This window comes from Nocardia sp. NPDC056564 (genome assembly GCF_042793755.1).
In the GTDB taxonomy this organism is placed as follows: domain Bacteria; phylum Actinomycetota; class Actinomycetes; order Mycobacteriales; family Mycobacteriaceae; genus Nocardia.
In genome coordinates this window covers 89,153-102,947 of the sequence record NZ_JBHTUR010000001.1, presented here as the reverse complement: position 1 = coordinate 102,947, position 13,795 = coordinate 89,153, and the positions used below count along the sequence as shown (strand labels likewise).

The window sequence follows — 13,795 nt, the reverse complement described above, 5'->3', positions numbered from 1 at the left end:
TGTCCCGTTCGACGGTCAGCGCAGCGTGAGGACCGGTGCGCGGACGGCCGATTTCGGGGTGGGGGCAAGGGTCTTGTTCAGGTCGGTGCGCAGGGTGGTGGCGGAGTCGAGCAGGTAGTTCTGCCGGACCTTCCAGGGGTGGCGATCGCCCTGGTGCGGGAAGTCGGCGATCGAGCGCTGGATGTAGCCGGCGGCGAGGTCGAGCAGCGGTTGCCGATTGAGCTTGCCGTCGGGCTCGGGCACGACGGCGGCGTAACCACGGCGGTCCATGTGGTTGATGATCTTGCAGACCAGCCGGGAGCTGAGGTCGGCGCGCAGCGTCCAGGAGGCGTTGGTGTAGCCGACGCAGACGGCGAAGTTGGGCAGTCCGGTGAGCATCGCGCCCTGCCAGATGAACTGGTCGGCGAGGACGACCGGGGCGCCGTCGACCCGCGGGGTGATGCCGCCGAAGGGCAGCATCTGCAGGCCGGTGGCGGTGACCACGATGTCCGCCCGCAGAATTCGGCCGGATTTCAGCCGAATTCCCTCCGGCACAAAGCTATCGATGTGGTCGGTGACGACCTCGGCCTTGCCCTTCTTGATCGCCCGGAAGAAGTCGGCGTCCGGAACCGCGCACAGGCGCTGGTCCCACGGGTTGTAGGTGGGCGTGAAGTGTTCGGCAACCGCCTTCTCGTCCTTGAGGATTCGCGTGGTCAGCGCGGTGAGCAGCTTGCGCGCGGCGGCCGGGCGGCGTCGGCAGTACTGATAGAAGCCGATGGAGAACAGGATGTTCTTGGTCCGGATCACCCGGTGCGCCAGGTTCGGCGGCAGCAGGTCCCGGATCCGGTCGGCGTACTTGTCCCGGCCGGGGACCGCGCTGATCCAGGTCGGCGTGCGCTGCAACATGGTCACCAGCTCGGCCTGCCCGGCCATGGACGGCACCAGGGTGACCGCGGTGGCGCCGCTGCCGACCACGACGACGCGCTTACCGGCGTAGTCGAGGTCTTCCGGCCAGAACTGCGGATGCACCACCTGCCCGGAAAACGAAGCGAGACCGGGGAATTCGGGGGTATAGCCGTGGTCGTAGTTGTAGTAGCCCGCGCACGCGTAGAGAAAGCCACAGGTCAGCTCGCGCTGCGCCACGGCACCCGCCGCGTCGCGCTCTTCGAGAGTCAGTGTCCACCTGGCGGTTTCGCTCGACCAGTCGGCGGCGACCACCTTGGTCTGATAGCGGATGTGCCGATCGATGCCGAACTCTTCGGCGGTCTCGTTGATATACCGCCGAATCGAGGGCCCGTCGGCGATCGACTTGGCCTCCCGCCACGGCTTGAACGGGTAGCCGAGGGTGAACATGTCCGAGTCCGAACGGATGCCGGGGTAGCGGAACAGATCCCAGGTGCCGCCCAGCGCGGCGCGCGCCTCGAGCACGGCGTAGGTCTTGCCGGGGCATTCGGTCTGCAACCGGTAGGCGGCGCCGATGCCGGACAGTCCGGCGCCGACGATCACGACATCGAGGTGTTCGGTGGCTACGGTCTCGCTCATGGTCCCAGTCTGAAACCGATTGGACGTGCATTCTTGACTTTGCACGACAACTATTTGACTCTGGACGACATGAGCGTGATCCGATCCGCCGGGCTGCGCGGCTTCCGCGCGACGGTGGCCGAACTCGGCGGCGACGCCGAGCAGTACGCGATGGCCTGCGGGCTGCCGATCGCCGCGCTCGACACCGACGACCTGCTGATCCCGGATCAGGCGCTGGCCGCGGTGCTCGAACTGGCCGCGCAGCGGCTGGACTGCGACGACCTCGGCCTGCGCATTTCGCTCCGCCAGGACCTCGACATGCTCGGCCCACTGGCGCTGGCCATCCGGAACTCGCCGTCGCTGACCCATGTCTTGGAATGCTCGGCGCGCTATCTGTTCCTGCATGCCCGCGCGCTCACGCTGACCTCAGAACCCGACCCCTACGGCGATCGCGGCGTGATCGCGCTGCACTATGGCGTCCAGCCCGGCATCCTGTCGCCGATCCAGGCCACCGATCTCGGCCTCGCGTTCGTACATCACACCATCGAACGACTGGCCGGCGACCGCTACCGGCTCCTGTCGGTCGAGCTGCCGTACCGCCCGCCCGCGCCGATCGCCCGCTACCAGCAATTCTTCGGCGCACCCGTGCGGACCGACCGGCCCTACGCCGCGCTACGGGTGCCGCGGAATCTGCCGGAGCTGCCACTGAGCGGCGGCGACGAGAACCTGCACCGATTGGCGATGGCCTTCCTGGCGGGGCAGGCGGGCGGCATCGACGGCTCGGTGGTACCCAAGGTACGGGCCACCGTGCAACAGCTGCTCGGCACCATCGCGCCGGAAATCGGTTCCGTGGCAAAGCTTTTGACCGTCCACCCGCGCACACTTCAGCGTCGGCTTGCCGCGGAGGGCACCACCTTCGCCACCATCCTCGACGACGTCCGCCGCGACGAGGCCCGCCGCTATCTCACCACCACGGACATGCCGATGAGCCAGGTCGCCTCGGTCATCGGGCTCTCCGAGCAGTCGACCTTCACCCGCTGCTGCCGAAGATGGTGGGGCACAACGCCGACCGCGATTCGCCGCGACCGGACCTGAGCCGGCTATCTGGCGACGCGCAAGCCGTCGAGCGTGACGCCGAGCAGCCGTTCGGCGGCCTCCGGCGTCTTCTCGCAGGCGACGCCGATGCCGTGCCCGAGCCGCAGCATGTCGCGCGGCTCGATGTCCGTCCGGATCACGCCCGCCTCCTGCGCGGATTTCAGCAGCGCGGCGGCCGCGTCGTTCATCAGGCCCCGGCACAGGGTGAACGTTCGGGAGTCATGGTCGATCAACGCCTTCAAGGTGGTCGCGAGGCTGCGCTTGTCCATCACGAACTCCACCTGCTCGCGCATCCACTGCTCGAACGCCGCTGCCGGAGAGGTCGTTTCGAGTAGCTCGTGGGCGCGCTGACTCAGCCGTTCGATGCTGGCCCGATACACCGCCTCGATCAGCGCCTCCCGATTCGGGAAGTGCCGGTACAGCGTCCCGGGCCCGACCGCGGCGCGGCGCGCGATGTCGTCCAACGGCACCTCGGGGCCGTCCTCGGCGAAGGCCTCGCGCGCGCACTCGACGATCCGCTCATAATTGCGCCGCGCGTCGGCCCGCATCGGCCGCGCGGTCGACGGTTCGGCCACGACCCCTCCAGTAGAAACGGATGAAGTCTCCGGTTAGTCTTGCGTAAACGGAGAATCTCTCCATATGATAGCTCCATCGGAACCGGAGACTCTCTCCGTTTAGCTCACGAATCGATGGAGCGCTTCTTGTCCACGAACACCATCTCCGCGGGCGCAACCACGTCCGCGCCGAGCACCCGGCCGTTCCGTTCCGGCCTCGTGCTGGTCACCCTGCTGACCTGCCAATTGATGATCATCCTCGACATCACCGTGATGAATGTCGCGCTGCCGCGCATCCGCACCGACCTGGAATTCAGCGCCACCGGCCTGTCCTGGGTGATGAACGCCTACACCCTGGTCTTCGGCGGCCTGCTGCTGCTCGGCGGCCGGGCCGGCGACCTGTTCGGCCGGCGCAACCTGTTCATCGCGGGCACCACCCTGTTCACCCTGGCCTCGCTGGCCGGCGGCTTGGCGCCGTCGGCGACCTCGCTGCTGGTCGCCCGCGTCGTTCAGGGCATCGGCGCGGCGATGGCCGGCCCGAGCACCCTCGCCTTGCTGACCACGACATTCAGCGAACCGAAGGCCAGGATGCGGGTGCTCGCGCTGTTCTCCGGCATGTCCAGCGCGGGCTTCGCCATCGGCCTCATCCTCGGCGGCCTGCTGACCGAATGGCTGAGCTGGCGCTCGGTGCTGTTCATCAACGTGCCGTTCGGCCTGGTCGTCGTGCTGCTCGCGCTGCGCTACCTGCCCGACGCGGCGCGCAGGCCCGCGCGCCTCGATCTACCCGGCGCCGTGACCGCGACCGCCGGGGTGGCCGCGCTGGTCTACGGCTTCATCAGCGCCGCGTCGAACGGCTGGGGCAACGAGACCACCGACATCTCGCTGGCCGCCGGCGTGCTCCTGCTCGTGGCCTTCGTCGCGATCGAACTGCGGACGGCACAGCCGCTGCTGCCGCTGCGGCTGTTCACCGATCGCAATCGCGCCGCCGCCTACGCCAACATGTTCCTCGGGCCGATGGCCGGCATGTCGATGTTCTTCTTCCTCACCCAGTACCTCCAGGAGGTGCGCGGATTGAGCGCGCTGGCAACGGGTTTCGCCTTCCTGCCGACCGCGGTGCTGATGTTCACGATGATCCGGCTGATCCCCCGGCTGCTGCCGCGGTTCGGGCCCAAGCCGGTGACCCTGATCGGCACGGCATTGATGGGGTCGGGATTGGCATTGCTGACGCAGTTGCGCACCGACAGCGGATACTTCCCGCTGCTGTTCGTGGCGATGGTGCTGATGGGATTCGGTATCGGACTGGCGTTCTCGCCGCTGAACGTGATCATCATGTCGAGCGTGCCGCCGAGCGACGCAGGCGCGGCGGGCGGTGCGTTGCAGACGTTGCAGCAGACCGGCGCCGCGCTCGGCCTGGCCATCCTGGTCACGGTGTTCGGCACGGCGGCGCGGGGCGCCACCGGATCGCCCCAGCAGGTGCTGGTCAGCGGCACCACGACGGCGTTCGCCGTGGCGGTCGGCATCGCGGTGCTGACCTTCCTGGTCGCGCTCACCTTCCGGAGCACCCGCACGACCGCCTGATCCAGCCTTCGACGCGGCAAGCCGGGGGTTCGGCGCCCACTCACGGCGCGGGACCGCCGGCTTTCCGCGTATCCGACATGGCCGAAGATCCGCTCCCCGGTCGCGCCGCGGCGCCGCGTTAAACTCCCAGCGTTCGGGAGGTCGGTTGGTGCAGTTCGTGGTCTTGGGCGAGGTCAGGGCATGGCGCGGGGAGCAAGCGCTACCGCTCGGACCGCCACAGCGTCGGGCCGTGCTCGCGGCCCTGCTTTTGCGTGCCGGCAGCGCGGTCACTGCGGCCGAGCTGGTCGAGGGCATCTGGGGACAGCGGCCGGTGCCGCGCGCGATCGCCGCGCTGCGCACCCATGTCGCGCAGTTGCGCCGGATCTTGGAACCCGATCGGCCCGCACGTGGTCCGTCGACGGTGCTGGTGTCCATCGGAGACGGCTACGCACTGCGGATACCGCCGGGGTCGACCGATGTCGCGGAGGTCGAACGACTCGTCGCGGCGGCGGGCCAGGACCGGGACCGCAGGCCCGCCGCGGCGCGGGCGAATCTGGTTGCCGCGCTGGGCAAGTGGCAGGGCACGGCGCTGAGCGGATTGCCCGGTCCGTTCGCCGAGCGGCAGCGCTCGCGGCTCGAGCAGTGGCGGCTGGCCATCCTGGAGGATCGGCTCGCGCTGGACATCGAGACCGGGCGCAGCGCCGACGCGGTCGCCGAGCTCACCTCGCTGATCGAGGAACATCCACTGCGCGAACGGTTCCGGGCGCTACTGATGACCGCGCTGTACAACTGCGGCCGCCAGTCCGACGCGCTCGACGCCTACGCCCAGGCCCGCCGGGCGCTCGTGGACGGTGTCGGCGTCGAGCCGGGACCGGAACTGACGGTGGTGCACGAGCGGATCCTGCACGGCGCGATGCCCGCGATCACCGAATCCCGCACCGAGCCCGGCGCCGAGCAGGTGCCTGCCCAATTGCCGCCGGACATCGCCGATTTCACCGGCCGCGAACGACTGGTCGACGAGTTGGCGGCGCAGCTGACCGGCGCGGGCAGCGCGGTGGCGATCTCCGCGGTCGGCGGCATGGGCGGGGTCGGCAAGACGACCCTCGCCCTGCACGTCGCGCACCGGGTGCGAGATCGGTTCCCGGACGGGCAGTTATACGCGAACCTGCACGGCGTCGATCCGGTGCCCACTCCCCCGAGCGCCGCGCTCGGCGGCTTCCTGCGCGCGCTCGGCGTCGCCGAGGGCGATATTCCGTCCGGCGTCGATGAGCGGGCCGCCGAACTGCGAACTCGATTGTCCGGCAGGCGAATACTGATGGTGCTGGACAACGCGCGCGACTACGCGCAGGTGGCGCCGCTGCTCGCCGGATCGGCGGTGCTGATCACCAGCCGGTCCGCGCTGACCGAGCTGCCCGCGGTCACCCGCACCCGGCTCGACGTGCTGGAGACGGCCGAGGCGATGGCGCTGCTCGTCCGCATCCTCGGCGCGGAACGCGTTGGCGCCGAAGTGGAGTCGGCGCTCGCGGTGGTCGCGCAATGCGGCCTGCTGCCGCTGGCGGTGCGGATCGTCGGCGCTCGGCTCGCGGTCCGGCCGCAGTGGACGATCGCGTCGTTCGCCGAACGGCTGGCCGATGAGAAGAGCAGGCTGAACGTGCTGAAGACCGGAGAGCTCGCGGTCGAGGCGGTGTTCCGGCTCGGCTACGGGCAGCTGGTTCCCGCGCAGGCCAAGGCCTTTCGCACGCTGGCGCTCGCGGAGGTGCCCGATCTGTCCATCGACGCCATCGCGGCGATCCTGGGCATCTCCGCGTACGACGCGGAGGAGGTGTGCGAATCCCTGGTCGACCTCAGCCTGTTGGAGACCACCGCACCCGGCCGTTACCGATTCCACGACCTGCTCCGGCTTTTCGCGCGCGGCGTGGCCGACGAGGACGAATCCGCCGTGCTGGTCCGGGTGCTCGACTATCACCTGGCCAGCGCGAAGAACCTGCTCAGCGCGATCGACTACAGCAACACCACCCGGCTGCTGGTCGCGACCGACGTCCCCGGCCGCGCCTTCGCCAGCGGCTCGGACGGGCAGGCGTGGAACGACATCGAGCGTCCGGTGGTGATCGCGCTGCATCAGCAGGCGGCTCGCATCGGCGGCCGGGCGCTCGACGTGGCGGCGGATCTGGCGTGGGTGATGGCCGAGCTGATGGACGCGGGCACCGGCGCGCGCGAGCTGTCCCGCGCGCTGGAGTCGTTGCTGGACACCGCGATCGCCGAGGACAACCTGGCCGCCGAGCGCCGGATCCGGACCGCGCTCGGCGCGCTGCTCCAGGTCGGGCTCGGCGAGGTGGAGGCGAGCCTGCCGCATCTGCGCGCGGTCTCCGGGCCGCCGGCCACCGATGTCGACCGCAGGCTCTCGGTGCTCGCGTCCGTGCTGCTCGGTGTCGCGGCCCGGCGGATGGGCGACGCGTCCGCCTCGCATCGGCATTTCGACCACGCCACGGAGCTCACCCGCACCCTCGGCGACCGTTCGATGGAGGCTTGGTGCCTGGCGCTGGTCACCCGAACCTATTGCGAGGCAGGGCAATACGACGAGGCTGTGCAGATGGCGGAGCGGGCGATCGCGCTCGCCCGCGAGGCGTCCAATCCGGTCGCGCTCGGCTGGGCCACGCACGAACTGGCCGCCACCCTGTCGATGCTCGGCGAGCATCGGCGCGCGATCGAGCTCGGCGGCGAGGCGGTGCGCGCGGCGCAGCACAACGGCGTGCGGCTGTGGGAGGGCTGGGCGCGCACCCGGCTGGCGCAGATCCATCTACAGGCAGGCAATGTGGACGAGGCGCAGACCCATGCCGCCGGCGCGCTGCACCTGCTGACCAAGGCCGCCGACCCGATCGATCGGGCGCGCGCGATGGCCTTGCATGCCGCCGCGCTGGCGGCGCGGGGTCGGCGGGTGCGCGCCGAGCAGGAGTTCCGCGAGGCGGCCGAGATCTTCACCCGCGCGGGGCTTTCGCCGCCGAGCATCGATCGGCTGTTCGGCACCGGCGCGGAGTGAGCGCGGTTCCGCCGCCCCGAATAACGAACGTTTATTCGATATTTATCGGTCGCTGAACCGCGGCTGGCATCCTGCTGAGTCGATGCGACCACACCATCGCCAATGGTGCGCAGGAGAGGGGTCGTGCGGACTCGCGACCGCCCGGAACTGGGACCGAGCGGTCACTCGGGTCCGCGCCGACTCGCGCTCGCGGGGTGCGCGAGGCGTTGCGCGGACCCCGCGACGTCAGGGCTCGAAAGTCAGGTCGAAGGCCCCGCCGAGTTGATTGAGGGCGGCGGGGTCACCGAACACGAATTCCGAGCCGACGTCCGGATCCGACGGATCGGGCACGCACCAGCGCGCCGGTGAGTCGTCCGGAACCAGCGTGTCGACGTATTCGGCGAAGGTGAGCTGCGCCTCGAGGTCCTCGTCCGGGCCCGGATACACCGGCCAGGACTGCGGGTGGCCGTTGCAGCGGAAGCTCAACTCCTGCCCGCCGTCCGCGCCGTCGACGAGCTGTATCTCGGTGATCGCGATCAGCCCCTGCGTGCAGGACGCGATCAGCTCCAATTCGTACCGGTACCTGCTCAGCCGATCGTCGCCCGCCACGCTGAGGCCCTTGAACATCTTGTACTCGGTGGTGTAGCGGAGCCCGAGTTCGTCGAGCAGACCGAGCACGCCCTGGTGGTCGTCGCCGAAGTAGTCGAGCGTTTCGTCGAGGATGTCCGCGTTCAGCTTCTCGGTGACCACCGACCGGTCCACCAGACCGAGCTCCACGATGCGCTGCGCCGCTGCGCCAACGGTCCACTCGTCCGACATCGATACCTCCCCGGCGCGACCTCGATCAGGTCGCGGCGCCCCGATGATATCGGCATCGCCTGCGCACGGGAAGGGCATCGTCGGCAGCGAAAAACTCTGGCCAGGGCCGTGATCCGAGCGGCAGCGACAACCGGGCTCAGACAGTGACGACGAGTTTGCCGGTGGCGCCACCCGACTCCATATAGGCGTGCGCTTCCCGAATCCGGTCGAGGGTGAAGACGCGGTCGATCGGGATGGTGATCCGCCCGGCGGCGGCCGAGTCGAGGAAGTCTTGCAGGACCTCGGCGGGCAGGTCGCTCGCGTCGCCCCCGTAGGCGGTGAGGCGGACGCCCTGCGGGAGATAGCCGATGGGATAGAAGTTCTCGACGACCCACTCGTTGGACAGCATGCCGGTGAAGCAGACGACGCCGTGGATCCTGGTGGCGCGCAATGTGTCCGGCAGGGTCGGGGTGCCGACGAGTTCGAGGGCGGTGTCGACGCCGTCCGGGGTGATCCGGCGGACCTGGTCGGCGACCTCGCCGTGGTCGATCAGCACATGATCGACACCGAGGTGTTTCAGCGCATCGGCTTTGGCCGGGTTGCGGGTGGTCGCGTAGACGATCATGCCGCGTTGCTTGGCGAGGACCACGGTGGCCGCGCCGACCGAGGAGGTGCCGCCGCGGATCAGAATCGATTGACCCGGTTGGCCGTCCAGGCCGACGGTGAGCGAACCGTAGGCGGTTTGCAGCATTTCCGGGACGGCGCCGAGGGTGGACCAATCCAGTGCGCTGGTGAACGGAATCACCTGGGCCGCAGGGACACAGGTGTATTCCGCGTAGCCACCATCGAAGGTGCGGCCCATGCCGCCCATCATCGCGACGACCTGCCGGCCGACCTCGAATTCGCCGCCGGGACTGGACGCGACGATACCGGTCGCCTCGATGCCCGGCACGCGCGGGAAAGTGACGCCCTCCGCCAGTCCGAGGCGGGTGTGTAGTTCGGATCTGTTGAGGCCGAACGCTTTTACCTGGATGAGCACGTCACCCGGTCGCGGCGCCGGGACCGGCAGGTCCCGTATCCGCAGGGCGTCCAAGGGACCTGGGCCGGCCAAGACGACGGCCCGCATGGTGGTGGGGATCGCGGACATTCGATTACTCCTTCTCGTGCTCCGCCGTGGGCGCGGCGGACAGGTTGGCGGAGCGGAGCAGGCGCAGCGTGGCATCGAGACGGTCCACGGTGTCGGGACCGAGTACCGCGCCGATCCGTTCGGCGAGTTCGGCCTCGACCGTCGCCGTCGCGGCGCGCAGCAGACGGGCACCGCTGCGCGTCAACGTGATTCGATGCGAGCGGCCGTCGGCGGGATCACGCTGCCGTTCGGCGTGGCCGGCGGCCTGCACCCGATCGACGATCTTGCTGGCGCCGCCCTCGGTGATGATCATCGCCTCGGCGATGTCCCGTACCCGCGCGCCGCCGAGGCGGTCGGTGACGCGCATCATCTCGAACCAGGGCAGCGGCATCGCGTGGTCGTCGCGCAGTCGGCGCTCGACAGCATTCCACAGCAGGATTTCCACCCGAACCAGCTGGTCGAACAACTCGACCAGACGCGCTTCCGCCACGGGTACTCCATTCCTTGTCATGTTCACTGACCAGTTGAAGCAGTTCAACGCTCAGAATATTCATTCCATGGAATGGAACAAGGCAGATGCAGTCCGCTATTCCCGTGGGTCGCGCGAACTACCGGCACGCGGTCCCGTGCTCGGGCACCGCGCCCTCGCGCAGGTAGGCGTTCACCACCCGGTCGACACAGTCGTTCACGCCGCCATACGCGCCGTGCCCCACCCCGTGATAGGTGACCAGGACACCCGACGCCAGCGCCCGCGCCAGCTCGGACACCCACTCGATCGGCGCCTCCGGATCACCGGTATTGCCGATCAACACGATCGGCGCCGCGCCCGCGCCACCCAGCGGAGCGCGGCCGACGCCGTGCACCGGCCAGTGCGTACATTCGGCCAGCCGGAGGCCGGTCAGCTCACCGAAACGCGGTGAGACCCTCGCGAACTCCGGCAGGAAGCCGCGAATCTGCTCGGTGCTGTAGAAGTCCGGATAGTCCGCGCAGTTGGCGGCCGTGTTGATCGACGCGAAGTTGGAGCGCGAGCCGTCCGGCCGGCGACCCGCGAAAAGGTCGGCGTAGCCGATGAGTTCGTTACCGTCGCCCGAGAAGGCCTGGGCGAGCGCGGTGATCAGCGGCGGCCAGATTTCCGGGGCCGCCACGCCCAGGCCGAGTGCCGCCGTCGCGACCGGCCGGGTGAGCGGTGCGCCACGGTCGGTGTGCAACGGTGCCGACTCGACCCGGGCGAGGAAGGCGTCGATCCCGTCCGAGGCCGCCTGCTCCGTCCCGCCGAGTGGACAATTCCCCTGGGCCACACAAAAACTCAGGAAGTCCCGCAACGCCGCCTCGCTACCCGCGGACTGATCGAGCAGCGATTGCCGGAAGGTGCGCAGCGGCGTGCCCGGTGCGTCCAGCAGCATGCGGCCGACCCGCCCCGGGAAGAGCGTGGCATAGGCGGCGCCGAGCTGACCGCCGTAGGAAACGCCGAGGTAGTTCAGCTTGTCGTCGCCCACCGCCGCGCGCACGAGGTCGATGTCGCGCGCGGAGTCGAACAGGCCGATGTGCGGGAGCAGTGGTCCGGACGCCGCCACACATGAGCCGGCGAACTGCTCGCTGCTCGCATCGATGGCCGCCCATTCGGGATCGGTGCGCGGAACCCGTTCCGGCAGTGGACCATCCGCGCAGGTGACCGCGGTGCTGCGACCGACACCCCGCGGATCCCAGGACACCAGGTCGTACCGATCGAGCAACGCCGAGAACCGCGCGGCCACGCCCACCACGGTTTCCAACCCGGAGCCGCCGGGCCCGCCCGGGTTATAGACCAGCGACCCGAGCCGCTTCGCCGGATCGGCGCTGCGGGTGCGGATCAGTGCCAGGTCGATAGTGCCCGCGCCGGGTGCGCGGTAATCACGGGGTGCGGTGATCGTCGCGCATTCCCACACCCGCCCGTCGCCCGCGATGCCCCGGCACGGCGACCACACCGGCTCGGCCTGCCGCGCCGGGCCTCCCCCACAGGCCGTCGCCAGCAGCGCCACCACCCCGAGTACTACGCCGAACCCTCGCATCCCCGTCCGCACCTTTCTCAGCACAACTGTGTTACTTATCGAAAGCTAACACACTCGTGCTACAAATACGAGGTGGCAAGAACCGTCGACCAACAGGCTCACCAGCAACGGCGGCAGGAGATCGCCGAGGCGGTCTGGCGGGTCATCCAGCGCGACGGGCTGGAGAACGCCTCGGTGCGCAAGGTGGCCACCGAGGCCGGTCTCTCGATGGGCAGCCTGCGGCACTACTTCTCCACCCAGTCCGAGCTGCTCGCCTTCTCGCTCGGCATGGTCGGCGAGGGAATGATGGACCGGATCCGGCAACTGGACCTGGCCGCCGATCCGCTCGACCGCGCCGCGCAGATCCTGCTCACCGGATTGCTGCCGACCGGTCCCCGGCAGCGCGCGGTGACCACGGTGTGGCTGGCGTTCCTCGGCCGCGTGCTCACCGAACCGGCGCTGCGTACGAGCAGCGACGAACTCTACGACTCCACCGCGGAACTGGTCACCTGGGTGATGCGGGAGCTGGCCGCGAGCGGCAGGCTGCGCGACGGCATCGATCTGGAGTCGGAGACCGAACGCCTCTACATCTTCGTCGACGGCCTCACCGTGCAGTCGCTGATCCGCCCGGAAAAGATTCCGCCTCAGCGGGTTCGGGAGCTGCTCAGGCAGTACCTGGACCAGCTGTGCCGCTGACTCCGATGGCGGCGGATCAACCGGTCGCCGCGCGGATTTCGGTATCGTCGGGCTGGTGACCGGCCTGCGACGAGCTGGAATCTTCTTCGGAGCCCTGCTCGCCCTGGTCCTGCTGATCGGGCTGGCGGGTCTGCCGGTGTACGTCTATCCGCAGACCGATCCGCTCCGCAAGGCCGACGCCATCGTGGTGCTCGGCGGCACCGCGTACGAGCGGTTCGACGTCGGGCTCGAGCTCGCCGAGCGGGGATACGCGCCGACGCTGCTGATTTCCCGTTCCACGGGGCTCGACGACCACGAGATGGACCGGTATTGCGCGGGCCAGTTCGCCTTCACCGTCAGCTGCTTTGTCCCGGATCCGTGGACCACCGAGGGCGAGGCGCAGGAAATCCGGCGGCGGGCACGGCAATTCGGCTGGCGGCACATCATCGTGGTGACCTACACCCCGCACGTGTCGCGAGCGCGCTACATCGTGTCGAAATGCTTCGACGGCGAGCTGACCATGGTGGCCAGCCCGAGCGCGTCGGGACCGCGGTTCTGGGCGTGGATGTACATCCGGCAGTCGGCGGGATATCTGCGGGCGTTTCTGTCGCCGGGCTGCTGAGCGGGCTACGGGTCGGCCCGCCGGATTTCGCTTAGTCTTCGAATCATGGACGAGACGACCGGCGCACCCGCGGGCGCACACCCGCACGAACCCCATGGCGAGGGGTTGGCGTCCAAGCTGAACTGGCTGCGCGCCGGGGTGCTCGGCGCGAACGACGGCATCGTGTCCACGGCCGGCCTGGTGGTCGGCGTGGCCGCCGCGACCACCAGCACGGGCGCCATCTTCACCGCGGGCATTGCCGGCCTGTCGGCGGGCGCGATCTCGATGGCGGTCGGCGAGTATGTGTCGGTGAGCACCCAGCGCGATTCCGAGCGGGCGCTGCTGGCGAAGGAACGGCGCGAGCTGCGCGAGGAACCGGAATTCGAGCTGGCCGAGCTGGCGGGCATCTACGAGGCCAAGGGCCTTTCCGCGGACACCGCGCGCAAGGTGGCCGAGGAACTCACCGCGCACGACGCGTTCACCGCGCACGCCGAGGCCGAGCTGGGACTCAACCCCAAGGACCTGACCAACCCGTGGCAGGCCGCGTTCTCCTCGGCCGTGTCGTTCACCTTCGGCGCCCTACTGCCGTTGCTGGCCATTCTGCTGCCGCCGGTCCCGCTGCGGATTCCGATCACCTTCGCCGCCGTGCTGGTCGCGCTGGCGATCACCGGTTCGGTCAGCGCCCGCCTCGGCGGCAGCGAACGCGGCCGCGCCGTGCTGCGGGTGGTGATCGGCGGGGCACTCGCCATGGCGGTCACCTACGGCATCGGGCAGCTCGCGGGGGTCGCCGGGATCTGAGCCGGGGATGGAGAATCGCCCGGCTCCGGCAACCCAGCAGGCGACCGC

The 13,795-nt window shown here is 69.4% G+C and carries 12 protein-coding genes; 6 read left to right on the top strand and 6 right to left on the bottom strand.

The window, feature by feature from the left end:
* Nucleotides 1-15 precede the first annotated feature (15 nt).
* Complete coding sequence (locus tag ACFQ9K_RS00545; protein WP_378719724.1) at nt 16-1,521, bottom strand: flavin-containing monooxygenase; 1,506 nt, start codon at nt 1,519-1,521, stop codon at nt 16-18.
* A gap of 69 nt (nt 1,522-1,590) precedes the next feature.
* Here ACFQ9K_RS00545 and ACFQ9K_RS00540 point away from each other — a divergent pair, with 69 nt between their 5' ends.
* Nucleotides 1,591-2,595, top strand: coding sequence for an AraC family transcriptional regulator (locus ACFQ9K_RS00540; RefSeq protein WP_378719727.1), 1,005 nt, complete (start codon nt 1,591-1,593; stop codon nt 2,593-2,595).
* A gap of 5 nt (nt 2,596-2,600) precedes the next feature.
* Here ACFQ9K_RS00540 and ACFQ9K_RS00535 read toward each other — a convergent pair whose 3' ends face one another.
* Nucleotides 2,601-3,170: a TetR/AcrR family transcriptional regulator gene (locus tag ACFQ9K_RS00535; protein ID WP_378719729.1), complete on the bottom strand. Its 570-nt coding sequence runs from the start codon at nt 3,168-3,170 to the stop codon at nt 2,601-2,603.
* Between the two features lie 126 nt (nt 3,171-3,296).
* Between ACFQ9K_RS00535 and ACFQ9K_RS00530 the strand changes: the two genes are divergently transcribed.
* Together ACFQ9K_RS00530 and ACFQ9K_RS00525 are read left to right on the top strand one after the other, a co-directional pair.
* A complete protein-coding gene (locus ACFQ9K_RS00530) occupies nt 3,297-4,727 on the top strand; it encodes an MFS transporter (protein ID WP_378719731.1) in 1,431 nt (476 codons plus the stop codon).
* Nucleotides 4,728-4,875: 148 nt separating this feature from the next.
* On the top strand, nt 4,876-7,743 hold the full coding sequence (locus ACFQ9K_RS00525) for a BTAD domain-containing putative transcriptional regulator (RefSeq protein ID WP_378719733.1): 2,868 nt from the start codon (nt 4,876-4,878) through the stop codon (nt 7,741-7,743).
* A gap of 225 nt (nt 7,744-7,968) precedes the next feature.
* On the opposite strand, the gene ACFQ9K_RS00520 is transcribed toward ACFQ9K_RS00525, so the two are convergent.
* The 4 genes from ACFQ9K_RS00520 to ACFQ9K_RS00505 all read right to left on the bottom strand — a co-directional run bounded on the left by ACFQ9K_RS00520 (nt 7,969) and on the right by ACFQ9K_RS00505 (nt 11,694).
* The gene (locus ACFQ9K_RS00520) at nt 7,969-8,541 is read right to left on the bottom strand and encodes a hypothetical protein (protein WP_378719735.1); all 573 of its coding nucleotides are present in this window, start codon (nt 8,539-8,541) and stop codon (nt 7,969-7,971) included.
* A gap of 136 nt (nt 8,542-8,677) precedes the next feature.
* Nucleotides 8,678-9,667: a zinc-binding alcohol dehydrogenase family protein gene (locus tag ACFQ9K_RS00515; RefSeq protein WP_378719736.1), complete on the bottom strand. Its 990-nt coding sequence runs from the start codon at nt 9,665-9,667 to the stop codon at nt 8,678-8,680.
* A 4-nt stretch (nt 9,668-9,671) separates the two neighbouring features.
* Nucleotides 9,672-10,136, bottom strand: a complete 465-nt coding sequence (locus tag ACFQ9K_RS00510) for a MarR family winged helix-turn-helix transcriptional regulator (protein WP_378719739.1) — start codon at nt 10,134-10,136, stop codon at nt 9,672-9,674.
* 118 nt (nt 10,137-10,254) lie between these two features.
* On the bottom strand, nt 10,255-11,694 hold the full coding sequence (locus ACFQ9K_RS00505) for an alpha/beta hydrolase (protein ID WP_378719741.1): 1,440 nt from the start codon (nt 11,692-11,694) through the stop codon (nt 10,255-10,257).
* Between the two features lie 72 nt (nt 11,695-11,766).
* On the opposite strand from ACFQ9K_RS00505, the gene ACFQ9K_RS00500 reads away from it, so the two are divergent.
* The 3 genes from ACFQ9K_RS00500 to ACFQ9K_RS00490 are packed head-to-tail and all read left to right on the top strand — an operon-like array spanning nt 11,767 to nt 13,747.
* Complete coding sequence (locus ACFQ9K_RS00500; RefSeq protein ID WP_378719743.1) at nt 11,767-12,369, top strand: TetR/AcrR family transcriptional regulator; 603 nt, start codon at nt 11,767-11,769, stop codon at nt 12,367-12,369.
* Nucleotides 12,370-12,424: 55 nt separating this feature from the next.
* Entirely contained in the window at nt 12,425-12,970 is a 546-nt protein-coding gene (locus ACFQ9K_RS00495; protein WP_378719744.1) for a YdcF family protein, read from the top strand.
* Nucleotides 12,971-13,015: 45 nt separating this feature from the next.
* Complete coding sequence (locus tag ACFQ9K_RS00490; RefSeq protein WP_378719746.1) at nt 13,016-13,747, top strand: VIT family protein; 732 nt, start codon at nt 13,016-13,018, stop codon at nt 13,745-13,747.
* Nucleotides 13,748-13,795: the final 48 nt, after the last annotated feature.

Bases quoted from the DNA above. Each gene is read 5' to 3' on its own strand.
- ACFQ9K_RS00545 (WP_378719724.1), bottom strand. From the start codon at position 1,521: ATGAGCGAGACCGTAGCCACCGAACACCTCGATGTCGTGATCGTCGGC.
- ACFQ9K_RS00540 (WP_378719727.1), top strand. From the start codon at position 1,591: ATGAGCGTGATCCGATCCGCCGGGCTGCGCGGCTTCCGCGCGACGGTG.
- ACFQ9K_RS00520 (WP_378719735.1), bottom strand. From the start codon at position 8,541: ATGTCGGACGAGTGGACCGTTGGCGCAGCGGCGCAGCGCATCGTGGAG.
- ACFQ9K_RS00515 (WP_378719736.1), bottom strand. From the start codon at position 9,667: ATGTCCGCGATCCCCACCACCATGCGGGCCGTCGTCTTGGCCGGCCCA.
- ACFQ9K_RS00505 (WP_378719741.1), bottom strand. From the start codon at position 11,694: ATGCGAGGGTTCGGCGTAGTACTCGGGGTGGTGGCGCTGCTGGCGACG.
- ACFQ9K_RS00490 (WP_378719746.1), top strand. From the start codon at position 13,016: ATGGACGAGACGACCGGCGCACCCGCGGGCGCACACCCGCACGAACCC.